At 61.3% G+C, this 22,696-nt stretch carries 24 protein-coding genes; 21 read left to right on the forward strand and 3 right to left on the reverse strand.

Annotation, left to right across the window (positions count from 1 at the left end; all coding sequences use genetic code 11):
* The first annotated feature begins 16 nt into the window (after nt 1-16).
* From fliN to flhB, 6 genes are read left to right on the forward strand one after another with little or no spacing between them, the layout of a single operon-like run.
* Nucleotides 17-475: a flagellar motor switch protein FliN gene (gene fliN, locus ABTV87_RS07910; protein ID WP_007951948.1), complete on the forward strand. Its 459-nt coding sequence runs from the start codon at nt 17-19 to the stop codon at nt 473-475.
* Entirely contained in the window at nt 476-934 is a 459-nt protein-coding gene (fliO, locus tag ABTV87_RS07915; RefSeq protein ID WP_007951949.1) for a flagellar biosynthetic protein FliO, read from the forward strand.
* Nucleotides 934-1,692 (forward strand): flagellar type III secretion system pore protein FliP, encoded by a 759-nt coding sequence (gene fliP, locus ABTV87_RS07920; protein WP_007951950.1) that lies wholly within the window; start codon nt 934-936, stop codon nt 1,690-1,692. The genes fliO and fliP overlap by 1 nt, the downstream gene beginning before the upstream one ends.
* A complete protein-coding gene (fliQ, locus tag ABTV87_RS07925) occupies nt 1,689-1,958 on the forward strand; it encodes a flagellar biosynthesis protein FliQ (protein ID WP_007951951.1) in 270 nt (89 codons plus the stop codon). The genes fliP and fliQ overlap by 4 nt, the downstream gene beginning before the upstream one ends.
* A gap of 3 nt (nt 1,959-1,961) precedes the next feature.
* Nucleotides 1,962-2,747, forward strand: coding sequence for a flagellar biosynthetic protein FliR (fliR, locus tag ABTV87_RS07930; protein ID WP_007951952.1), 786 nt, complete (start codon nt 1,962-1,964; stop codon nt 2,745-2,747).
* A gap of 3 nt (nt 2,748-2,750) precedes the next feature.
* Nucleotides 2,751-3,890 (forward strand): flagellar biosynthesis protein FlhB, encoded by a 1,140-nt coding sequence (gene flhB / locus ABTV87_RS07935; protein ID WP_085605797.1) that lies wholly within the window; start codon nt 2,751-2,753, stop codon nt 3,888-3,890.
* Between the two features lie 198 nt (nt 3,891-4,088).
* Here the strand turns inward: flhB and ABTV87_RS07940 are convergent, their stop codons facing one another.
* The gene (locus ABTV87_RS07940; protein ID WP_007951954.1) at nt 4,089-4,463 is read right to left on the reverse strand and encodes a DUF6124 family protein; all 375 of its coding nucleotides are present in this window, start codon (nt 4,461-4,463) and stop codon (nt 4,089-4,091) included.
* A 702-nt stretch (nt 4,464-5,165) separates the two neighbouring features.
* Between ABTV87_RS07940 and ABTV87_RS07945 the strand changes: the two genes are divergently transcribed.
* The 15 genes from ABTV87_RS07945 to ABTV87_RS08015 all read left to right on the forward strand — a co-directional run bounded on the left by ABTV87_RS07945 (nt 5,166) and on the right by ABTV87_RS08015 (nt 20,668).
* Nucleotides 5,166-5,834 carry a hypothetical protein gene (locus ABTV87_RS07945; RefSeq protein ID WP_085605799.1) on the forward strand — a complete coding sequence of 223 codons (669 nt, stop codon included), beginning with the start codon at nt 5,166-5,168 and terminating at the stop codon, nt 5,832-5,834.
* 171 nt (nt 5,835-6,005) lie between these two features.
* Nucleotides 6,006-8,135, forward strand: coding sequence for a flagellar biosynthesis protein FlhA (gene flhA, locus ABTV87_RS07950; RefSeq protein WP_433899224.1), 2,130 nt, complete (start codon nt 6,006-6,008; stop codon nt 8,133-8,135).
* A gap of 11 nt (nt 8,136-8,146) precedes the next feature.
* On the forward strand, nt 8,147-9,487 hold the full coding sequence (gene flhF / locus ABTV87_RS07955) for a flagellar biosynthesis protein FlhF (protein ID WP_085605801.1): 1,341 nt from the start codon (nt 8,147-8,149) through the stop codon (nt 9,485-9,487).
* 113 nt (nt 9,488-9,600) lie between these two features.
* The gene (gene fleN / locus ABTV87_RS07960) at nt 9,601-10,431 is read left to right on the forward strand and encodes a flagellar synthesis regulator FleN (RefSeq protein WP_003222917.1); all 831 of its coding nucleotides are present in this window, start codon (nt 9,601-9,603) and stop codon (nt 10,429-10,431) included.
* Nucleotides 10,428-11,168, forward strand: a complete 741-nt coding sequence (gene fliA / locus ABTV87_RS07965) for an RNA polymerase sigma factor FliA (protein WP_007951959.1) — start codon at nt 10,428-10,430, stop codon at nt 11,166-11,168. The genes fleN and fliA overlap by 4 nt, the downstream gene beginning before the upstream one ends.
* Before the next feature lie 167 nt (nt 11,169-11,335).
* Nucleotides 11,336-11,707, forward strand: coding sequence for a chemotaxis response regulator CheY (locus ABTV87_RS07970; protein ID WP_003183998.1), 372 nt, complete (start codon nt 11,336-11,338; stop codon nt 11,705-11,707).
* Nucleotides 11,708-11,725: 18 nt separating this feature from the next.
* Nucleotides 11,726-12,514 (forward strand): protein phosphatase CheZ, encoded by a 789-nt coding sequence (locus ABTV87_RS07975; RefSeq protein ID WP_007951961.1) that lies wholly within the window; start codon nt 11,726-11,728, stop codon nt 12,512-12,514.
* A 303-nt stretch (nt 12,515-12,817) separates the two neighbouring features.
* Nucleotides 12,818-15,088, forward strand: a complete 2,271-nt coding sequence (locus ABTV87_RS07980; RefSeq protein WP_433899225.1) for a chemotaxis protein CheA — start codon at nt 12,818-12,820, stop codon at nt 15,086-15,088.
* Between the two features lie 49 nt (nt 15,089-15,137).
* Nucleotides 15,138-16,274, forward strand: coding sequence for a protein-glutamate methylesterase/protein-glutamine glutaminase (locus tag ABTV87_RS07985; RefSeq protein WP_085747100.1), 1,137 nt, complete (start codon nt 15,138-15,140; stop codon nt 16,272-16,274).
* Nucleotides 16,274-17,014 carry a flagellar motor protein gene (locus ABTV87_RS07990; protein WP_007959217.1) on the forward strand — a complete coding sequence of 247 codons (741 nt, stop codon included), beginning with the start codon at nt 16,274-16,276 and terminating at the stop codon, nt 17,012-17,014. The genes ABTV87_RS07985 and ABTV87_RS07990 overlap by 1 nt, the downstream gene beginning before the upstream one ends.
* Nucleotides 17,015-17,026: 12 nt before the next feature.
* The gene (gene motD / locus ABTV87_RS07995) at nt 17,027-17,917 is read left to right on the forward strand and encodes a flagellar motor protein MotD (RefSeq protein ID WP_011333075.1); all 891 of its coding nucleotides are present in this window, start codon (nt 17,027-17,029) and stop codon (nt 17,915-17,917) included.
* A gap of 43 nt (nt 17,918-17,960) precedes the next feature.
* The gene (locus ABTV87_RS08000) at nt 17,961-18,749 is read left to right on the forward strand and encodes a ParA family protein (protein WP_007959220.1); all 789 of its coding nucleotides are present in this window, start codon (nt 17,961-17,963) and stop codon (nt 18,747-18,749) included.
* A 2-nt stretch (nt 18,750-18,751) separates the two neighbouring features.
* Nucleotides 18,752-19,705 carry a CheW domain-containing protein gene (locus ABTV87_RS08005; protein WP_433899226.1) on the forward strand — a complete coding sequence of 318 codons (954 nt, stop codon included), beginning with the start codon at nt 18,752-18,754 and terminating at the stop codon, nt 19,703-19,705.
* Between the two features lie 84 nt (nt 19,706-19,789).
* The gene (locus ABTV87_RS08010) at nt 19,790-20,275 is read left to right on the forward strand and encodes a chemotaxis protein CheW (RefSeq protein ID WP_007959223.1); all 486 of its coding nucleotides are present in this window, start codon (nt 19,790-19,792) and stop codon (nt 20,273-20,275) included.
* A complete protein-coding gene (locus ABTV87_RS08015; protein ID WP_085605812.1) occupies nt 20,276-20,668 on the forward strand; it encodes a DUF2802 domain-containing protein in 393 nt (130 codons plus the stop codon). It abuts the gene before it with no gap.
* A 123-nt stretch (nt 20,669-20,791) separates the two neighbouring features.
* Here the strand turns inward: ABTV87_RS08015 and ABTV87_RS08020 are convergent, their stop codons facing one another.
* Together ABTV87_RS08020 and ABTV87_RS08025 are read right to left on the reverse strand one after the other, a co-directional pair.
* A complete protein-coding gene (locus ABTV87_RS08020) occupies nt 20,792-21,121 on the reverse strand; it encodes an EscU/YscU/HrcU family type III secretion system export apparatus switch protein (RefSeq protein ID WP_007959228.1) in 330 nt (109 codons plus the stop codon).
* Nucleotides 21,118-22,692 (reverse strand): flagellar hook-length control protein FliK, encoded by a 1,575-nt coding sequence (locus tag ABTV87_RS08025; protein WP_221534223.1) that lies wholly within the window; start codon nt 22,690-22,692, stop codon nt 21,118-21,120. Before ABTV87_RS08025 ends, ABTV87_RS08020 begins: the two co-directional genes overlap by 4 nt.
* Nucleotides 22,693-22,696: the final 4 nt, after the last annotated feature.

The following is a 22,696-nucleotide window of genomic DNA, read 5'->3' on the forward strand; positions in this document are numbered from 1 at the left end:
CCGCCGAGGACAAATGATGAACGACGATATGAACACCCAGGACGATCAGGCACTGGCCGATGAATGGGCTGCCGCCCTGGAAGAAACCGGTGAAGCCGGGCAGGCCGACATCGACGCGCTGCTGGCCGCCGATGCTGGTGCTTCGAGCTCCAACCGTCTGCCGATGGAAGAGTTCGGCAGCGTGCCGAAAAACAACGACCCGGTGACCCTCGACGGTCCGAATCTGGACGTGATCCTCGACATCCCGGTATCGATCTCGATGGAAGTGGGCAGCACCGACATCAACATTCGCAACCTGCTGCAACTCAACCAGGGTTCGGTGATCGAGCTTGATCGTCTGGCCGGCGAGCCGCTGGACGTACTGGTCAACGGCACCCTGATCGCTCACGGTGAAGTGGTTGTGGTCAACGAAAAGTTCGGCATCCGTCTGACCGACGTGATCAGCCCGAGCGAACGCATCAAGAAGCTGCGCTGAGTGAAAAAGGTTCTGGGGGCTTTGTTCGGTCTGGCGCTGGCCTTGCCGTTCAGCGTGCTGGCGGCCGAGCCGGTGGCGACCACTGCGGCGGCAGCTGCGCCGGCCGTCAACAGCGGCGTGGCGGGTCAACTGACGCAACTGGTGTTGGGCCTGTTGCTGGTGCTGGGCCTGATCTTCTTCCTCGCCTGGCTGTTGCGCCGGGTGCAGCAGGCAGGTCCCGCCGGCAAGGGTCAGGTGATCGAGTTGATCGGTTCCCGCGCGCTCGGGCCGCGTGACCGTCTGATGCTGGTGCAGGTCGGCAACGAGCAGATTCTGCTCGGTCTCAGCCCCGGAACCATCACTGCGTTGCACGTGCTCAAAGAGCCGGTCGAGGTGCCGAGCACCGCCGACAAAGCGACTCCGGAATTTGCCCAGCATCTGTTGAAGATCCTCGGCAAGGATCAGAAGGATAAGAAGTAATGGGTGCGTTGCGCATCGTCTTGACCCTGGCCTTGATGTTGGCCGCGCCGCTGGCATTCGCCGCCGATCCGTTGTCGATCCCGGCGATCACCCTGGGCACCAACGCCGAGGGCGCGCAGGAGTACTCGGTAAGCCTTCAGATCCTGCTGATCATGACGGCGCTGAGCTTCATTCCGGCCGCCGTCATCCTGATGACCAGTTTCACCCGGATCATCATCGTCTTCTCGATCCTGCGTCAGGCCCTGGGCCTGCAGCAGACGCCGTCGAACCAGATCCTCACCGGCATGGCGCTGTTCCTGACGCTGTTCATCATGGCGCCGGTGTTCGATCGTGTGAACAACGATGCCTTGCAGCCGTACCTCGCGGAAAAGCTCACCGCCCAGCAGGCAGTGGAAAAGGCTCAAGTGCCGATCAAGGACTTCATGCTCGCCCAGACCCGTTCCAGCGATCTGGAGCTGTTCATGCGCCTGTCCAAGCGCACCGACATCGCGACGCCGGATCAGGCGCCGCTGACGATTCTGGTGCCGGCGTTCGTGACGTCTGAACTGAAGACCGCGTTCCAGATCGGCTTCATGATCTTTATTCCGTTCCTGATCATCGACCTGGTGGTCGCGAGCGTGCTGATGGCGATGGGTATGATGATGCTGTCGCCGCTGATCATTTCCCTGCCGTTCAAAATCATGCTGTTCGTGCTGGTGGATGGTTGGGCGCTGATCATCGGCACCCTGGCCAGCAGTTTCGGAGGTGTATCGCCATGACGCCAGAAGTAGCGGTCGACATCTTTCGCGAAGCCCTGTGGCTGACCACCATGATGGTGGCGATCCTGGTGGTACCGAGTCTGCTGGTGGGCCTGCTGGTGTCGATGTTCCAGGCCGCCACCCAGATCAACGAACAGACCCTGAGCTTCCTGCCGCGTCTGCTGGTGATGCTGGTAACGCTGATCGTCGCCGGCCCGTGGCTGGTGCAGACGTTCATGGAATACATCACGCAGTTGTACAAAAACATTCCGATGGTCATCGGCTAAGCCATGCAATCGCTGCTTCAGTTGACCGATACCCAGATCAGTACCTGGGTGGCGTCGTTCATGCTGCCGATGTTTCGCGTCGCCTCGATGTTGATGGTGATGCCGGTCTTCGGAACCACGCTGGTGCCCCGGCGGATCCGTCTGTACTTCGCCTTCGCGATCACTGTGGTGATCACGCCCAACCTGCCGGCAATGCCGGCGGTCAGCCCGCTGGATCTCAGCGGTTTGCTGCTGATCGCCGAGCAGATTCTGGTCGGTGCGGTGCTGGGCTTCTCTCTGCAATTGTTCTTTCAGGCCTTCGTGGTGGCGGGGCAGATCGTCGCGATCCAGATGGGCATGGGCTTCGCGTCGATGATCGACCCTACCAACGGCGTGTCGGTGGCGGTGATCGGGCAGTTCTTCACGATGCTGGTGACCTTGCTGTTCCTGTCGATGAACGGGCACCTGGTGGTCTTCGAAGTGCTCACCGAAAGCTTCACCACGCTGCCGGTCGGCGGCGGGTTGATGACCACGCATTACTGGGAACTGGCCGGCAAACTCGGCTGGGTGCTGGGTGCCGCCTTGTTGCTGGTGCTGCCGGCGGTCACTGCGCTGCTGGTGGTCAACATCGCGTTTGGCGTGATGACCCGGGCCGCGCCACAGCTCAACATTTTCTCCATCGGCTTCCCGCTGACCCTGGTGCTCGGCCTGTTCATCGTTTGGGTCGGGTTGGCGGACATTCTCAACCAGTATCAACCGCTGGCCACCGAGGCCCTGCAGTTTTTACGCGAACTGGCAAAGGCGCGCTGAGTCATGGCTGAGAGCGAAAGCGGTCAGGACAAAACAGAAGACCCCACGGAGAAGCGCAAGAAGGACTCCCGGGAAAAGGGTGAGATTGCGCGTTCCAAGGAGCTCAACACGCTGGCGGTGATGATGGCCGGTGCCGGTGCGCTGTTGGTCTTTGGCGGGATGCTGGCGCAGGATTTGATGGAACTGATGCGCCAGAACTTCACGCTGTCGCGCGAAGTGATCATGGACGAGCGCTCCATGGCGACGTTCCTGATGAACTCCGGGTTGCAGGCATTGCTGGCGATTCAGCCGATCATGATCACCCTGTTGGTGGCGGCTTTCCTCGGGCCGATTGCGCTGGGTGGGTGGCTGTTCGCCGCTGGTTCGCTGGCACCCAAATTCAGCCGGATGAACCCGGCGGCGGGCCTCAAGCGGATGTTCTCGATGAAGGCCGTGATCGAGCTGCTCAAGGCACTGGCCAAGTTTCTCATCACGCTGGGTGTGGCGCTGGTGGTGCTCAATTCGGACATCGACGACCTGCTGCGCATCGCCCACGAACCGCTGGACCGGGCGATCATTCACAGCTTGCAACTGGTGGGCTGGAGCTCGCTGTGGCTGGCGTGCGGATTGATCATCATCGCCGCTGTCGATGTGCCGGTGCAGATCTGGGAGAGCATCAAAAAGCTGAAGATGACCAAGCAGGAAGTGCGCGACGAGCACAAGGACCAGGAAGGTCGGCCGGAGGTCAAGCAACGGATTCGCCAGGTACAGCGCGAGATGTCGCAACGCCGGATGATGGCGGCGATTCCGGATGCCGACGTGGTCATCACCAACCCGACCCACTACGCCGTGGCGCTCAAGTACGACGCCGAGAAGGGCGGGGCGCCGATGCTGCTGGCCAAGGGCAGCGACTTCTTGGCATTGAAGATTCGCGAAATCGCCGTGGCCAACAACGTCATGCTTCTCGAATCGCCGGCGCTGGCGCGTTCGATCTATTACTCCACGGAGCTGGAAGAAGAAATCCCCGGCGGCCTGTACTTGGCGGTCGCTCAGGTACTGGCTTACGTCTACCAGATCCGCCAGCACCGCGCGGGTAAGGGCAAGTTCCCGGAACCGCTCAAGGACGACCTGCCGATCCCGCCGGATTTGCGGCGCGATTCCTGAATCTGATGAAACAAAAAAACCGCCTCCGGTTGAACCCGGTGGCGGTTTTTTATGCCTGATGATCTGTGGTGCTTGTGAGGCCGCCTTCGCGGGCAAGTCGAATCGTCGCACCGCCGCTCCCACAGGGAAATGCATTCCAAATGTGGGAGCGGGCTTGCCCGCGAAGGCGTCAGTAGCCACGGCACATCACTCAAGTCCTTACACAGGGTTCGGCGACGGCGGTAATTCCAGATTATCCAGCACCCGATTCACTGCCAGCTCCCCGAGCATGATCAGTTGCGCAATCCCCACCAGCGTCCTGCGCTGGGAGGCGGGCATGAGATGGGTGAAGTCATTGACTATGGTTCTGGCGGAAGCCAGGGTTTCGCAGGCATCGACCAGCAGCTCTTCGTTTTTGAAGTCCGCGGTGACGGCATACATTCTGCGGGTTTTGCGCGGTGGCGGCGTGGAGCCGGGCGGGCAGAGATAGTGATCGAGGGCGCGGTCGGCGGCTTCGTGAAGCTTTCTGGAATCGGCGGATTCGTAGGGCGAGGCGGGGTCGGTTTCGGGTGGATTGGGTGTTGGTTTGATCATGGTGAAGCTCCTTTGGGTGGAGCCGCCAAATCCAGTCGCTAAACAGGAAGGGTGGCGGCTGTACGCAGGTTAGCGAACCGGTCAAAGGCACCCGGCAGACCGCAAGGGTCTCCCGCATACAGCCACCATAACGAAATTGCAGACATACAGATCCGCAACGAAGCCTGGAACGCTGGTGCACCTTTAAATTGAGCCGAGTCGCTAAACCCGATCGCTGATTCGTCAGCGACCGACCCACAATAGAACCCGACCCCAAGGCGCACAAGCCGGCGGATTCTGGCGTAGCTGTAGGCAACGGCGCAAGGATTCGTAGCCTAGAAGGCGTGTCTTGAGGTGTCTTTTAAACGCCGGAGTTTAAAAGGCATTTTGTGCTGACTTCTCGGGCCCCTTCGCGAGCGCGCTCGCTCCCACATTTGGAATGCATTTCCCTGTGGGAGCGAGCTTGCTCGCGAAGGCGGCATCCCGGCCAGCAGAAAAATCACGCTCAAATCCGCTGTTTCCTTGGTAAATAAATTCGTCCCCTTTTCCGTGGTCCCCTTTTCCGTGTTTTTCCGCTCGTCGGAAATCCCTCGTCACCTGTTAGTTCTGACAGTAGACAGGCACCACCCTCAGGCGCCCCATTGGCCTTGTCCTCGTCTCGGTGATGCTCGCGTATTGAGAGCGTCGGGGATGAGTCATCCACTCAGGGCTGAAGGAATCATTATGACGACGCGCTTATACAAACATCTGGACGGGATGGAGCTGACGTTCATTTCGGGGACGCTGGAGCGGGACGTGGCGCAGCGAGCCATTTACTACCAAATGACCTGGGAGTTGGCTCTGGATTTTGCCAAGTTCCAGGCAATGGCAGATCTCTACATTCCGGGTTATTTATCAAAACCGCTCAACGCGATTCGGCCCGAGCTGGCTGGGTCGGCGTATCACTATTCCTACAATTACTTGTTTAGTGCAGCCGGCAGCATCGTCGATAACCAGACGCTGTTGGCGCTGTTCAGCGACCGTGGCTATTACATGGATCAATGGTCGAGTGGGGGAGGCCCGGTGGAGCGTCGTTATGACAAACCGTTCTTCAAAATGGTGGGAGGTAATATTCAGATCACTTCCGGACAATACTTTCGGCTCAGCGCGGGAGATCCGCCAATCGAGATCGGTGATTTGCCGTTCATCTGGATCGAGGGGGCGCTGAACCTGCTGAGGGGCGAGACGAAAGCCTCTGCCGTTGCCCCGGAGACTGTGGTGGTACTCATGCCGGCCGGGGAAACTCTGGTTGATGTGGGCGGACCTCACCCCATCTACAAACGCACACCGTACCTGGACAGGGATGCTCTCGCGTTTGGTCCGATCGTCGCCGATCAAATTCTGGTCGCATGATCATTGAGATCTCACCTCGCCGTATTTTTCTGCCTGAGGCGAGCGGTGCAGTACGCCTCAGATCAGCCCCTCTATTTCAATCCCCCGCAAAAGTTGGAAGGCTTCTTGCAGTAGCCGCCGTGCGCCTGCTTCGGGCGTCAAAAGTTTGCTTTAAAGGAACGGGGAAAACCGGTGGATCGCTCTCAGTTAATCAACAGTGCTCGCTCGAACATTGCCGACCTCAGTCGGGGCAATCTGGGTGTGCCGCTGTTGCTGCTGGTCATGCTGGCGATGATGATGTTGCCGGTGCCGCCGTTCCTGCTCGACGTGTTCTTCACCTTCAACATTGCCCTGTCGATCGTCGTGCTGCTGGTCTGCGTGTACGCCTTGCGGCCGCTGGATTTCGCGGTGTTCCCGACGATCCTGCTGGTGGCGACGCTGTTGCGACTGGCGCTGAACGTGGCGTCGACCCGGGTGGTGATGCTCCACGGTCAGGACGGCCACGCCGCCGCCGGTAAGGTGATCCAGGCCTTCGGTGAGGTGGTGATCGGCGGTAACTACGTGGTCGGTATCGTGGTTTTCGCGATCTTGATGATCATCAACTTCGTCGTGGTGACCAAGGGTGCCGGCCGGATCTCCGAGGTGAGCGCGCGCTTCACCCTCGATGCGATGCCCGGCAAGCAAATGGCGATCGACGCCGACCTCAACGCTGGTCTGATCGACCAGGCGCAGGCCAAGGCCCGTCGTTCCGAAGTGGCCCAGGAGGCAGAGTTCTACGGTTCGATGGACGGTGCCAGCAAGTTCGTGCGCGGTGACGCCATCGCCGGTTTGCTGATTCTGTTCATCAACCTGATCGGCGGCATGGCCGTCGGTATCTTCCAGCACAACATGACTTTCGCTGACGCGGGCAAGGTTTACGCCTTGCTAACCATCGGTGACGGTTTAGTGGCGCAATTGCCATCACTGTTGTTATCTACAGCGGCGGCGATCATGGTGACCCGTGCTTCCGGCTCGGAAGACATGGGCAAGCAGATCAATCGCCAGATGTTCGCCTCGCCGAAAGCGCTGGCGGTGGCTGCCGGTCTGATGGCGGTCATGGGCCTGGTGCCGGGCATGCCGCACTTCTCGTTCCTGACCATGGCTGCGCTGGCTGCCGGTGGCGCTTACCTGTTCTGGAAGAAGCAGAACGTGGCCAAGGTCATCGCGCTGGAAGAGGTCAAGCGTCAACAGGAACTGCTGCCGTCGCCAGCCCGCGCCATGGAAACCAAGGAGCTGGGCTGGGACGACGTGACCCCGATCGACATGATCGGCCTGGAAGTCGGCTACCGTCTGATTCCGTTGGTGGACCGCAACCAGGGCGGGCAATTGCTGGCGCGGATCAAGGGCGTGCGCAAGAAACTCTCGCAGGATCTGGGCTTCCTGATGCCGACCGTGCACATCCGCGACAACCTCGACCTGGCGCCAAGCGCCTATCGCCTGACCCTGATGGGCGTGATCCTGGCCGAAGCCGAGATCTACCCGGATCGCGAACTGGCGATCAACCCGGGGCAGGTCTACGGCTCGCTCAACGGCATTACCGCCAAAGATCCGGCTTTCGGCCTGGAGGCGGTGTGGATCGAAGTCAGCCAGCGCGCCCAGGCGCAATCGCTCGGTTACACCGTGGTCGATGCCAGCACCGTGGTTGCGACCCACTTGAACCAGATTCTGTACAAGCACTCCAGCGAGCTGATCGGCCACGAAGAAGTGCAGCAATTGATGCAATTGCTGGCCAAGAGCTCGCCGAAACTGGCTGAAGAGCTGGTGCCGGGCGTGGTCACGCTGTCGCAGTTGCTCAAAGTATTGCAGGCGTTGCTGGCCGAACATGTGCCGGTGCGCGATATCCGCAGCATTGCCGAAGCCATCGCCAACAATGCCGCCAAGAGTCAAGATACCGCCGCTTTGGTGGCCGCTGTGCGGGTCGGCGTATCCCGCGCCATCGTCCAAAGCATTGTAGGGACTGAGTCGGAGCTGCCAGTTATCACGCTGGAGCCAAGGTTGGAACAAATATTGCTCAATAGTCTGCAGAAGGCAGGACAAGGCTCGGAAGAGGGCGTTCTGCTGGAGCCGAGCATGGCCGAGAAGCTGCAGCGTTCGCTGATCGAAGCGGCGCAGCGCCAGGAAATGCAAGGTCAGCCGGTGATCCTGTTGGTAGCAGGCCCGGTTCGCGCGATGCTCTCGCGCTTTGGTCGCCTGGCAGTTCCCGGACTGCATGTGCTGGCCTACCAGGAAATTCCGGACAACAAGCAAGTGACCATCGTTGCGACAGTAGGGCCCAACGGCTGAGGTAGTGGTTTATGCAAGTTAAGCGTTTTTTCGCCGCCGATATGCGTCAGGCCATGAAGCTGGTTCGTGATGAGCTGGGCGCTGATGCCGCCATCATTGGCAACCGCCGCATCGCCGGCGGCGTCGAGCTGACGGCGGCGCTCGATTACAAACTGTCGGCGCTGGCCCCGCGTGTTCCGAACATGGAACTCGAGGATGAGCTGCGCAAGACCCAGTCGCGCATCGTCACCGCCCAGGCCGAGCTGAGCCTGCGTGGCGAAGCCGACGGCAACACCAATCGCCAGTTGTTCGCCGGGCTGCCGTTGACGGCCGGCCTGCCGCTGACCGCTGCCGAACCGCTGACCGAACCGACCTACGAAGCTCCGGCCCGCCCGGCACCGGCGCCTGCACCGGTTTCCGCTGGCGTTGACCCGCGTGCTCTGGACTCGATGCGTTTCGAACTCAACAGCCTGCGCGAACTGATGGAAGTGCAACTCGGCACTCTGGCCTGGAACCAGCTGCAAGGCAGCCGTCCGGCTCAGGCCAATCTGTATCGTCGTCTGCAACGCATCGGTTTGTCCGGCCCCTTGTCCCGTGATCTGCTGTCGATGATCACCGAGATCGACGAACCGCGTCAGGCCTGGCGCATGCTGCTGGCGCACCTGGCGCGGATGATTGCTGTACCGGAAGTCGAGCCGCTGGAAGAGGGCGGTGTGATTGCCATGGTCGGTCCTGCCGGCATGGGCAAGACCACCACGCTGGCCAAGCTGGCCGCCCGCTACGTGCTCAAGTACGGCGCGCAGAACATCGCGCTGGTGAGCATGGACAGTTTCCGTATCGGCGCGCAGGAGCAGCTCAAGACGCTGGGCCGCATCCTCAATGTGTCGGTGACCCACGTCGATCCGGGCCAGTCCCTGGTGCAGGCGCTGGATCCACTGCTGCGCAAACGCGTGGTGCTGATCGATACCGCCGGCCTGCAAGCCAGCGATCCGGCCTTGCGCATGCAGCTGGAAAGTCTGGCCGGTCGTGGCATTCGCTCAAAAAATTATCTGGTGCTGGCAACCACCAGCCAGAAACAGGTTCTAACCGCCGCTTATCACAGTTACAAGCGTTGCGGGCTGGCCGGGTGCATCCTGACTAAACTGGATGAGACGGCAAGCCTTGGCGAAGTGCTGAGCCTGGCGATCAGTCACGAACTGCCGGTCGCCTACCTGACCGATGGGCCGCGTATTCCGGATGATCTGCATCTGCCGCGCCGTCATCAACTGGTCAGCCGCGCCGTCAGTGTGCAAATGCAGGAAGAACCCAGCGAAGAAGCCATGGCTGACATGTTCGCTGATATCTACCACAGTCCGACCAAGCAGGTTGGCTGAGGTAATGAACCGTTTTTGTACCTACATCGATGGTCTGCCATGCATTGTTCCGGTTGTGAACGCGCAGCCAGTAATGTGGCCTCCGTCTATGCAAGACAAGGTAAAGAAATAACATGGGCAGCATGCATCCCGTACAGGTGATCGCGGTGACCGGCGGCAAAGGTGGCGTCGGCAAGACTAATGTGTCAGTGAACTTGTCCCTGGCGCTGGCAGAGCTTGGCCGTCGGGTCATGCTGCTGGACGCCGACCTGGGGCTGGCGAACGTCGACGTTCTGCTGGGCCTCACACCCAAACGCACCCTGGCCGACGTGATCGAAGGCCGCTGCGAGCTGCGCGACGTGCTGTTGCAAGGCCCCGGCGGGATCCGCATCGTGCCGGCCGCTTCCGGCACCCAGAGCATGGTTCACCTGAGCCCGGCCCAGCATGCCGGCCTGATTCAGGCGTTCAGCGACATCGGCGACAATCTCGATGTACTGGTGATCGACACCGCTGCGGGTATTGGTGACTCGGTAGTCAGTTTCGTTCGCGCAGCGCAAGAAGTCTTGCTGGTGGTCTGCGACGAGCCGACCTCGATCACCGACGCCTACGCGCTGATCAAGCTGCTCAACCGCGATTACGGCATGAACCGCTTCCGCGTCCTGGCCAACATGGCCCAGAGCCCGCAGGAAGGTCGCAATCTGTTCGCCAAGTTGACCAAGGTCACGGATCGCTTCCTCGACGTCGCCCTACAATACGTCGGCGCGGTGCCCTACGACGAAAGCGTGCGCAAGGCGGTGCAGAAGCAGCGTGCGGTCTATGAAGCCTTCCCGCGTTCCAAGTGCGCACTGGCGTTCAAGGCGATCGCACAGAAGGTCGACACCTGGCCGCTGCCCGCCAACCCGCGCGGCCACCTCGAATTTTTCGTCGAGCGCCTCGTGCAGCAAACGGCAGGACCTGTGCTATGACCGCCAGCGGTATGAACCTTTACAAAAAGTCGGCGCGTGACGCGCAGTACGAGCTGATCGAGCGTTACGCGCCACTGGTCAAACGCATCGCCTACCACTTGCTGGCGCGATTGCCGGCCAGTGTGCAGGTCGAAGACCTGATCCAGGCCGGGATGATCGGCCTGCTTGAAGTCTCGACCAAATACGACGCCAGCAAGGGCGCCAGTTTTGAAACGTACGCGGGCATCCGGATCCGCGGTGCGATGCTCGATGAAGTCCGTAAGGGGGACTGGGCGCCACGCTCGGTTCACCGCAATACCCGTATGGTCAGCGACGCGATTCGCTCGATTGAAGCTAAAACCGGCCGTGACGCTAAAGATCACGAAGTTGCGGCCGAACTCCAATTGAGTCTCGACGATTACTACGGGATTTTGAACGACACCCTGGGCAGCCGGCTGTTCAGTTTCGACGACCTGTTGCAGGACGGCGAACACGAAGGGCTGCACGAGGATGGCGCCAGTGCTCATCTGGAGCCGTCGCGCGATCTGGAAGACGAACGTTTCCAGGCCGCGCTGGCGGACGCGATTGCCAATTTGCCGGAGCGTGAGCGACTGGTGTTGGCGCTGTACTACGACGAAGAGCTGAACCTCAAGGAAATCGGTGAAGTCCTTGGCGTCAGTGAATCGCGGGTCAGCCAGTTACACAGCCAGTGCGCGGCCCGCTTGCGGGGGCGTTTGGGGGAGTGGCGAGCGCGCTGAAGGCAGTGTGGGGACACTGCGAACGAGGCTGGTGCGGTGGTGAACGGCACCGGTCTTGCTCTGTTGTGCTCCAGACAGTCATCGAGTGTTTTGCCGGATTGATTGAAATGGCGCGTCCAGGTGCTGGACGCGTTTAAGACTGCTTGGAGGTCGAATTGAACAAAGACATGAAAATCCTCATCGTTGATGACTTCTCAACGATGCGGCGGATCATCAAGAACCTGTTGCGTGATCTCGGGTTCACCAACACCGTTGAAGCCGACGATGGCACCACTGCCATTCCGGTGCTCAACAGCGGCAGCATCGACTTTCTGGTGACCGACTGGAACATGCCCGGCATGACCGGTATCGACCTGCTGCGCCACGTGCGCGCCGATGAAAAGCTCAAGCACCTGCCAGTGCTGATGGTGACCGCTGAAGCCAAGCGCGAGCAGATCATCGAAGCGGCCCAGGCCGGCGTGAACGGCTATGTGGTCAAACCTTTCACGGCCCAGGCGTTGAAAGAAAAAATCGAGAAGATTTTCGAACGCATCGGCTGATGAACGCGCGGGGGAGCTATGGAGCATAAAGAATCTTCACAGGGCGACTTCGAGTCGACCCTGAAAAAACACGCGGTCGAACTGGTCGAAAGCCTTGAAAAGGGCAGGTTCGGCGACGCTGTGCAACTGATCCATGAGCTCAATCAGACCCGTGACCGTGGCCTGTACCAGGAAGTGGGCAAGCTCACGCGTGAACTGCACAGTGCGATCGTCAATTTCCAGATCGATCCGCACATGCCGCAGGCTGAGGAAGTGTCGCAAATCACCGACGCTACCGAGCGCCTGGGCTACGTGGTCAAACTGACCGAAGCTGCCGCCAACCGCACCATGGATCTGGTGGAAAGCGCGACCCCTGTGGTCAATGGCCTGGCTGACGAAGCCCAGGCCTTGAGCGCCGATTGGGGCCGCTTCATGCGCCGTGAGGTCGGGGCTGAAGAGTTCCGTGAACTGGCGCGCCGGGTCGACGGTTTTCTGGCACGCAGCAGCGCGGACAACCGCGCGGTGTCGAGCAATCTGAACGACATTCTGCTCGCCCAGGATTACCAGGACCTCACCGGTCAGGTGATCAAGCGCGTGACCCAATTGGTCACCGAAGTCGAAAGCAACCTGCTCAAGCTCGTGCTCATGGCCAGCCAGGTGGACCGCTTTGCGGGCATCGAACATGACCGTGCGGCGATGCTTGCTGAAAAAGATCCACAAAAACATCTCTCGCAGGGTGAAGGTCCGCAGATTCATGCCGATAAACGAGAAGACGTTGTGTCCGGTCAGGACGATGTGGACGATTTGCTATCCAGCCTTGGATTTTGAGTTTTTTTGGGTTTTGTTAGGTCGTGATGTCGGTTAATGCCGGGTCGCGCCGCGCCCCACAAGGCGCAAGACTAGGCACGAGGAGAGTGGTTTGGTTTTTCCAAATGAACGACGAGTAACGACGGATTGCGCCTTGTGGGGCGCGGCCCGGAGGGTTGGGTTTGTGAGCGCGCCATGCTGCGTTGCGAGCCTTGATAAGGAAACGACCCTTATCGGCGGCTCGCGCCTTGCCTGGCACGCTCACAAACCCAACGCGACCCGGCATTAACCGACATCACGACCTACTGTAGGAGCACCCCATTAATGAGCTTCGGCGCCGATGAAGAGATCCTTCAGGATTTCCTGGTTGAGGCCGGCGAGATTCTTGAGCAACTGTCCGAACAACTGGTCGAGCTGGAAAGCCGCCCGGATGACGCAGATCTGCTCAACGCAATTTTTCGCGGTTTCCACACTGTAAAAGGGGGCGCCGGCTTCCTTCAGCTCAACGAGCTGGTGGAGTGCTGTCACATCGCCGAAAACGTGTTCGACATCCTGCGCAAGGGTGAACGACGCGTCGATGCAGAACTGATGGACGTGGTGCTCGAAGCGCTGGACGCGGTGAACAGCATGTTCAGCGAAGTCCGCGATCGCAGCCCGATCACCGCCGCCACCCCGGAACTGCTGGCCGCCCTGGCGCGTCTGGCCGAACCGCAATCGGCGGATGAAGCCCCGGCCTCGCCTGTTGCCGAGATGATCGAAGAACTGGTCGTCGAAGGCGATTCGGGCGACATCACCGATAACGAATTTGAACAGTTGCTGGACTCGCTGAACGCCGTCAAGGCCGAAGCCGAAGCCCCGGCGGCTGCCGCTGCACCTGCTTCCACCGAAGCGGCCAGCGATGAAATCACCGACGCCGAGTTCGAGTCGCTGCTCGACCAGTTGCATGGCAAAGGCCAGTTCGCGGCCGACGCCGTAGCTCCGGCTGCTGCGGCACCTGCTGCCCCAGCGGCGGGCGACAGCTCCGACATCACCGACGACGAATTCGAAGCCTTGCTCGATCAGTTGCACGGCAAGGGCAACTTTGCCGTTGATGCGCTGGAATCGGCGATTGCTTCGGTGCCTGCGCCTGCTGCTCCGGCAGCGGCTGCGGCCGGTAGCGATCTGATCTCCGATCACGAGTTCGAATCGCTGCTCGACGATCTGCATGGCAAAGGCAAGTTCACTGACGTCGCCACCGGTGCGGTCGTGACTGCCGGCAATGCTTCGGCGGTTGCAACGCCTGCTGCGAAGGCCCCGGCCGCTGCGGCAAAACCTGCTGCAAAAGCGCCTGAGCCGAAAGCCGAACCGGCCAAGCCGGCTGCCGCTGCTGCACCGGCTCCGGCCCGTGCTCCGGCGACTCCGCCACCGGAAAAACCGGCGAGCGAAGCCGAGACTACCGTGCGTGTGGACACTGCACGTCTCGACGAAATCATGAACATGGTCGGCGAACTGGTGCTGGTGCGTAACCGTCTGGTGCGCCTGGGCCTGAACAGCGGCGACGAGTCGATGCAGAAGGCCGTGTCGAACCTCGACGTGGTCACCGCCGACTTGCAGACCGCGGTGATGAAGACCAGGATGCAGCCGATCAAGAAAGTCTTCGGCCGCTTCCCGCGTCTGGTTCGCGACCTGGCACGCCAGCTCAAGAAAGAGATCAACCTGGAACTGGTGGGCGAAGAGACCGACCTCGACAAGAACCTCGTCGAGGCCCTGGCCGACCCGCTGGTCCACTTGGTGCGCAACGCGGTCGACCACGGCATCGAGTCGCCGGAAGAACGTGAAGCGTCGGGCAAGGCCCGTGGCGGCAAGGTGATTCTGGCGGCCGAGCAGGAAGGCGACCACATCCTGCTGTCGATCTCCGACGACGGCAAAGGCATGGACCCGAACGTCCTGCGCGCCATCGCCGTGAAACGCGGTGTGATGGACAAGGATGCCGCCGATCGCCTGAGCGACACCGAGTGCTACAACCTGATTTTCGCCCCGGGTTTCTCGACCAAGACCGAGATCTCCGACGTGTCCGGCCGTGGTGTGGGCATGGACGTGGTGAAGACCAAGATTTCCCAGCTCAACGGTTCGATCAACATCTACTCGACCAAGGGCCAGGGCTCGAAGATCGTCATCAAGGTGCCGCTGACGCTGGCGATCATGCCGACCCTGATGGTGATGCTCGGCAATCAGGCGTTCGCGTTCCCGCTGGTGAACGTCAACGAAATCTTCCACCTCGACCTGTCGACCACCAACGTGGTGGATGGCCAGGAAGTGGTGATCGTGCGGGACAAGGCGCTGCCATTGTTCTACCTCAAGCGCTGGCTGGTCAGCTCCGCCGCTCACGAAGAGCAGCGCGAAGGCCATGTGGTGATCCTTTCGGTGGGCACCCAGCGGATCGGCTTCGTCGTCGATCAACTGGTCGGCCAGGAAGAAGTGGTCATCAAGCCATTGGGCAAGATGCTCCAGGGAACTCCGGGCATGTCCGGCGCCACCATCACCGGTGACGGCCGCATTGCACTGATTCTCGATGTTCCGAGCATGCTCAAGCGTTACGCCGCACGGCGTATTTGAATCCGGGGCGGCGGGGCGACAACGTCCCGCCGCACCTAATGGAGTGTTTATGGCAGTCAAAGTCCTGGTGGTGGACGATTCGGGTTTTTTCCGCCGCCGCGTCTCGGAAATTCTTTCAGCGGATCCGAGCATCCAGGTTGTCGGCACGGCAACCAACGGTAAAGAGGCGATCGATCAGGCCCTGGCCCTCAAGCCGGACGTGATCACCATGGACTACGAGATGCCGATGATGGATGGCATCACGGCCGTGCGGCACATCATGCAGCGCTGCCCGACCCCGGTGTTGATGTTCTCCTCGCTGACGCACGAAGGCGCCCGGGTCACCCTGGATGCGCTGGATGCCGGCGCGGTGGATTTCCTGCCGAAGAATTTCGAAGACATCTCCCGCAATCCGGAGAAGGTCAAGCAACTGCTGTGCGAGAAGGTTCACAGCATCTCGCGCAGTAACCGTCGTTTCAGTGCCTACAGTGCGCCGGCGCCTGCCGCTACACCTGCACCTGCGCCGACTCCGGCAGCAGCGCCGTCGAGCTTTGGCAGCCACAGCGCTCCGGCCCGTCCGGCACCTGCGCCTGCACCGACTCGCGCGCCAGCGGCCAGCGCTTCGTCGCCGGCCCCGAAACGCAAGAACTACAAGCTCGTGGCGATTGGTACATCGACCGGCGGCCCGGTAGCGCTGCAACGGGTTCTGACCCAGTTGCCGGCCAACTTCCCGGCACCGATCGTGCTGATCCAGCACATGCCGGCGGCCTTCACCAAGGCCTTCGCCGAACGTCTGGACAAGCTGTGCCGCATCAGCGTCAAGGAAGCCGAGGATGGCGACATCCTGCGTCCGGGCCTGGCGCTGCTGGCACCGGGTGGCAAGCAGATGATGATCGACGGCCGTGGCGCGGTGAAAATCCTGCCGGGCGACGAGCGTCTGAACTACAAGCCGTGCGTGGACATCACCTTCGGTTCTGCAGCCAAATCCTACAGTGACAAAGTTCTGGCGGTCGTACTGACCGGCATGGGCGCCGACGGCCGCGAAGGCGCACGCCTGCTCAAGCAGGGCGGCAGCACGGTCTGGGCCCAGGACGAAGCCAGTTGCGTGATCTACGGCATGCCGATGGCCATCGTCAAAGCTGACCTCGCCGACGCGGTGTACAGCCTGGACGATATCGGCAAGCACATCGTCGAGGCATGCGTCTGATGGATGTTCTAAGCCTTATCGGGATCATCATGGCGTTCGTCGCCATCATCGGCGGCAACTACCTGGAAGGGGGTCACCTCGGCGCGCTGGCCAACGGCCCGGCGGCGCTGATCGTGCTCGGTGGCACCGTCGGTGCCGCGCTGTTGCAATCGCCGATGAGCGCGTTCAAGCGCGCCATGCAGATTCTGGCCTGGATCTTTTTCCCGCCGCGTGTGGACCTGGCCGGCGGCATCGACCGCGTGGTCAACTGGAGCCTCACCGCCCGCAAGGAAGGCCTGCTGGGCCTGGAAGGCGTGGCGGATGCCGAGCCTGATGCCTACTCGCGCAAGGGCCTGCAACTGCTGGTCGACGGCGCCGAGCCGGAAGCGATCCGCAGCATCCTCGAAGTGGATTTCTACACTCAGGAAGCCCGCGACATCGAGGCCGCCAAAGTGTTTGAAAGCATGGGTGGCTACGCACCGACCATCGGCATCATCGGTGCGGTGATGGGTCTGATCCACGTGATGGGCAACCTGGCCGATCCGTCGCAACTGGGCAACGGTATTGCGGTCGCGTTCGTCGCCACCATCTACGGTGTGGCCAGTGCCAACCTGGTGTTGCTGCCAGTGGCTGCCAAGCTGAAGTCAATCGCGTTGCGACAGTCGCGTTATCGCGAAATGTTGTTGGAAGGGATCTTGTCGATCGCTGAAGGTGAAAACCCACGCTCCATCGAGTTGAAGCTTCAGGGCTTCATGGATTAAGGGACTAACCTCATGGCACGTCGTCGCCAGCATGAAGAGCACGTAAACCATGAACGTTGGCTGGTTTCCTACGCCGACTTCATCACCTTGCTCTTTGCCTTTTTCGTGGTGATGTACTCCATCTCGTCGATCAACGAAGGCAAGTACAAGATCATTTCCGAAGCGCTGATCGGGGTCTTCACCGACTCCGACCGCGCGCTCAAGCCGATCCCGATCGGTGAAGAACGACCGAAGACCGTGACCCCGGCCAAGCCGCTGGTCAAGGACGCCGAACAGGTCGACGCCGGCATCGCCGGGGCCAGCGATCCGCTGAAAAGCATCGCCGATGACATCAGCGCCGCGTTCGGCGACCTGATCTCCTCGAACCAGATGACCGTGCGCGGCAACGAGCTGTGGGTCGAGATCGAACTCAACTCCAGCCTGTTGTTCGGCAGCGGTGATGCGATGCCGAGCGACATCGCGTTCAACATCATCGACAAGGTCGCGGCGATCCTCAAACCGTTCGACAACCCGATCCACGTCGAAGGCTTCACCGACGATCAACCGATCCGCACCGCGCAGTATCCGACCAACTGGGAGCTGTCCTCGGCGCGTTCGGCGAGCATCGTGCGCATGCTGGCGATGCAGGGCGTAAACCCTGGCCGCCTGGCGTCGGTGGGCTACGGCGAATTCCAGCCGGTGGCCAACAACGCCACCGCCGAAGGCCGGGCGAAGAACCGTCGTGTGGTGCTGGTGGTGTCGCGCAATCTTGATGTGCGCCGCAGCCTGACCGGCACCGGAACCGCCCATGCGCAACCGGATGCCGCGTTGAAGCGTGCTGGCACACAAACTGCACCGACCCCGGTCAAGACGCCGGGACGCGAGAGTGCCGTCAATTCTCCGTCGCCCGCATTAATACGCTGAACCATGTCTCGGCCGAGTATCCCGGCCGGGAGGAACGATCTGAATGAGAGTCTGGGCAGTCGCCAATCAAAAGGGTGGTGTTGGTAAAACCACTTCTTCCATCGCTTTAGCCGGTTTGCTGGCAGAGGCGGGCAAGCGCGTGGTCGTGGTCGATCTCGACCCGCACGGCTCGATGACCAGCTATTTCGGTTACGACCCCGACAGCCTGGAACACAGCAACTACGACCTGTTTCTGCACAAGGGCAGCGTGCCGCAAGGCCTGCCGGGCCAGTTGTTGCTGTCGACCAGCGATGAACGCATTTCCCTGTTGCCGTCGAGCACTGCGCTGGCCACCCTTGAGCGCCAGTCGCCGGGGCAGAGTGGGCTGGGCCTGGTGATCGCCAAGAGTCTGGCGCAGCTGTGGCAGGACTTCGATTACGCGATCATCGACAGCCCGCCGTTGCTCGGCGTGCTGATGGTCAACGCCCTGGCAGCCAGTCAACAACTGGTGATCCCGGTGCAGACCGAGCACCTGGCCGTCAAAGGCCTGGAGCGTATGGTCAACACCCTCGCGATGATCAACCGCTCGCGCAAACAGGCGCTGCCGTTCAGCATCGTGCCGACCCTGTTCGACCGCCGCACTCAGGCGTCGATGGGCACCTTGCGCGTGCTGCGCGATAAATTCCCCGACGAGATCTGGCAGGGTTACATCCCGGTCGATACCCGTCTGCGCGACGCCAGTCGTGCCGGTGTCACCCCTTCGCAATTCGACGGCAAGAGCCGTGGCGTGCTGGCTTACCGCGCGCTGCTCAAGCATCTGCTGGCGCAGCAACTCGTTCCGCAGGTGGCTTGAGCATGAATCGGCCGATCAAGCTGACGTCGAAGCCGCAACTGGCGCTGCAGTCCTATCTGGACGGCTTGCTGCAGGAAGTGACGGACGAGGTCGAGCAGGAAATTGCAGCTCCGGTCGAGGTGGTCGAGACCGCTGCGGCACTCGATGAATTCCAGGCTGCCGTGCTTGAAGAGCAGGCCCGGGATGCGCAAAAAGCCGCCCGGCCGGTCGCCCCGGTTGCAGCGCCTGCCGCTGTGGTAGCGAAGGCACCTGCGACGTTTATCAAAGAGCCTGAGCCGGTGCGCGTGGTCTCGACCCTGGCACCGCTGCTGCAAACACAACTTCTGCAAACGCCTTCGGTTCCGGCGGCGCCAGAGCCCGAGCCTGAAGCGCCTGCACCAGCCCCGGTCGAGCCGACCCTGGTTGCGCCGCTGGTCGAAGTGCATCTGCCGCCCAGCAACACGCCACCACCGGTGGAAACCGACGGTCGTCCGGCCTGGGCTTCGGAAGCCTTCGAATGCCTGCTGTTCGACGTGGCCGGGTTGACCCTGGCTGTGCCGCTGGTGTGCCTGGGCTCGATCTATTCGCTGGCCGGCCACGAGCTGACGCCGCTGTTCGGTCAGCCGGAATGGTTCCTCGGAATCCTGCCAAGTCAGGCCGGCAACCTGAAGGTGCTGGACACCGCACGCTGGGTCATGCCGGATCGCTACCGCGATGATTTCCGTCAGGGCCTGCAATACGTGATTTCGGTGCAGGGTTACGAGTGGGGCCTGGCGGTGCATCAGGTCAGTCGCTCGTTGCGCCTGGACCCGAATGAAATCAAATGGAGAAGTCACCGGGGTCAGCGGCCATGGCTCGCCGGCACGGTGATTGAACACATGTGCGCCTTGCTCGATGTCTCCGCACTGGCCGAGTTGATCGCCAGCGGTGGGGCAAAGCACATGTCCGGCAGTAAGCCGAACCACAAACCGACATAACACTTACATAACAGACATGTACCGGCATTCACCGCCGGCACACGAGACACACACCGCCATTGCGGTATTTCGAGGGGCTAGGGTATGAACGACAAGGCTACGGCGGCAAAGGGTTCCGAAGATCCGATCCTGCAATGGGTGACCTTCAAGCTGGACAACGAAACCTACGGCATCAACGTGATGCGCGTTCAGGAAGTCCTGCGCTACACCGAGATCGCTCCGGTGCCGGGTGCGCCAAGCTACGTGCTGGGCATCATCAACCTGCGCGGCAACGTGGTGACCGTGATCGATACCCGTCAGCGCTTCGGCCTGATGAGCGGTGAGATCAGCGACAACACCCGTATCGTCATCATCGAAGCCGACAAGCAAGTCGTCGGCATCATGGTCGACAGCGTGGCCGAAGTGGTTTACCTGCGTCAGTCGGAAATCGAGACCGCACCGAACGTCGGTAACGAAGAGTCGGCCAAGTTCATCCAGGGCGTGTGCAACAAGAACAACGAGTTGCTGATCCTGGTCGAGCTGGACAAGATGATGAGCGAAGAAGAATGGTCGGAACTGGAGAACATCTGATTGATTCTCGAGGTAGCGGTCATTGTCCTGTTCCTGTTCTGGGCAGGCACGCTGGCGATGTTTCTGGCGTACATCAAGGCGCAGCGCGTGATCGCTGCGCAACAGGCTCAGGGCGATGCGCTGCGTGATCAGCGCATCAAGGACCTGGCCAAGCGTGTCGACGATTACCAAAACGGCAACGTGCGCATGGGCGAAGCCCTGCACGAGCTGCGCTCGGTGGTCGGTCCGATCCCGGACAAACTCGCCCAGCTCGAACAGCGCGATCCTTCCAGCCTGTCATTCGCCCAGGCGGCGAAACTGGTGGGGATGGGCGCGAGCGTCGATGAGCTGACCCAGTCCTGCGGGTTGACCCAGGCTGAGGCGGAGTTGATGCGCAAGCTGCACAAGAACTGATTTTTGCGTTGAGGCTGATGGCCTATTCGCGAGCAAGCCCGCTCCCACATTTGACTGCATTCCTTCAATAGGATCGCGGACAAATGTGGGAGCGGGCTTGCTCGCGAAGGGGTCTTTAAAACCTCAGTAATCGTCGCCGCGTTCGGTGACGTCCTTCTCGACCATCGGTGCATCCGGGTTGTGTCCCGCCGGGAACTTGCCCTTGAGGTTCCAGGCGAACGCGATGATCTCGGCGATCGTGCGGTACAGCTCTTCGGGGATGCTGTCGCCCAGTTCCATCCGCGCCAGCAACTTCACCAGCTCGGCGTTCTCGTAGATCGGCACTTCACAGTCGCGGGCGATCCGCAGGATTTCTTCGGCCAGTTCTTCGTCGCCCTTGGCGGTGAGGGTCGGGGCGTGGCTGCCGTCGTATTTGAGGGCGATGGCCTGGCGTGGAGCGGTGGTGTCATTCATGCGGTTTCGTCGACCCAGCGGTGTTCGAGGCGGGTTTGGATGCCTTGCGGCGGGGTGCCGAGGTGGCAGTCGAGGTCGCCGACGTTCAGCCCGGAATCCAGCAGGCGCTGACGCAGTGCGGTCAGGTTGCTTTCGATCAGGCTCGCGGTGTACGGCCGCTCGGCCCACAACTGGCTGGACAGGCTGCCGCTGATCAATTGCGCCTGAATCTGCATCGGCCCCAGCGGTTCCATGTCGAACGCCAGATCGACGCGCCACAGTTGTTGTTTCGGTTCGCGCTCATCGCGGCGCTGCTCGTTCGCTTCCTGTTTCTCCGGCGCTTCTTCGCGCTGGAACTTGACCTGCAACGGCACGATGTCCTGCATATTGCGCATCGGGATTTCCAGTTGCCAGGTGCTGAGCAGGCGGCCGTCGTCGGTCACGCCGGTCTGTTCCAGACTCGACAGCTGATGACTTTGCAGACGCGACACGGCAGCTGCGGCGAGGCGCAGCAAATGTTCCAGATCGCCTTCACCTTCCAGACTTTGCAGCAGCCGGTCGGGCAGCGGGAAACTGCTCGGCACCGGTTTCGCGCTGACCTGACCGAGCATGCCGAGGGCGTTGCGCACAAAGCTCGGCAATGCCTGGGCCAGCGTGTTGGCGGCGATAATTGCGTTCAGGTTGGTGTTGCCGGGCAGGCCGGGAGTGATTTGGGCGATCAGCTTGAGCAGATCGGCTTTCATGTCCGGGGCCAGCGTCGGGGTCTGCCCGGTCAGCAGTTTGGTTTCGAGGAACACGCCGCTGTTGGCCAGCGCCTGGGCCAGACCTTTTGGAGTGCTGAGTTGTTGCACGTCCGGCAGGTTGGCGAGCAGTTTGTCCACGGCGGCGCGCAAATCCTGGGACGTCTGATCGGTGGCGGGGGGCAGGCTCTGGAGCATTTTCAGCAAGCCGTCGAGCGAGCCCTGACGGCTTTGCTGACTGACCAGTTGCTGGCTGACCGCCAGTTGTTCCTGGCGATTACTCAGCGGCAGGAACTTCAGGGTCTGCGAGTCCTGCACCAGCGCCGACAGCAAGGTGCCGATACGCAACGGTTGCGGGCTGTCGATGCTCAGGGTGCTGCCGCTCAGTGCGGTGTTGAGCAGGCTGACCATCGAGCGGTACACCGTCGGTTGGCCCGGTACCTGCGGCAAGACCTGAGCCGTCAGCACCTTGCCTTGCAGCAGCGTGCCGACCGGCAGTTGCGCGGTGTCGATGCGGGTGAGGGTGGCGACGCTGCTGGCGATGGCCTGTTGCACGGTGATCGCCAGATTGCCCGCCGACGGCTGGGTGATCGCCAGGCTGGTGCCTTGAGGCAGCGGCAGATTGCTGGTCGCCTGCACGGTGGTCTGACGGCCGCTGTCCAGCGTCACCTTGAGCAGTAACTGAAAGGTCTGATCCGCCTGCTTGAGCGACAACACCTCGGCCTTGGCACTCTGGCCGGCGGCAATCAGCCCGTCGACCGGCGTCAGCAACTTCAGCAGCTCACCCACCTGCGGGCGAACGGTCGCCGGGGTGGTGGGCGGGAGCGGGAGGATGTTCATTTCGCCTGTCATACGC

This window comes from Pseudomonas sp. PSE1(2024) (assembly GCF_050990555.1).
GTDB lineage: Bacteria > Pseudomonadota > Gammaproteobacteria > Pseudomonadales > Pseudomonadaceae > Aquipseudomonas > Aquipseudomonas aphyarum.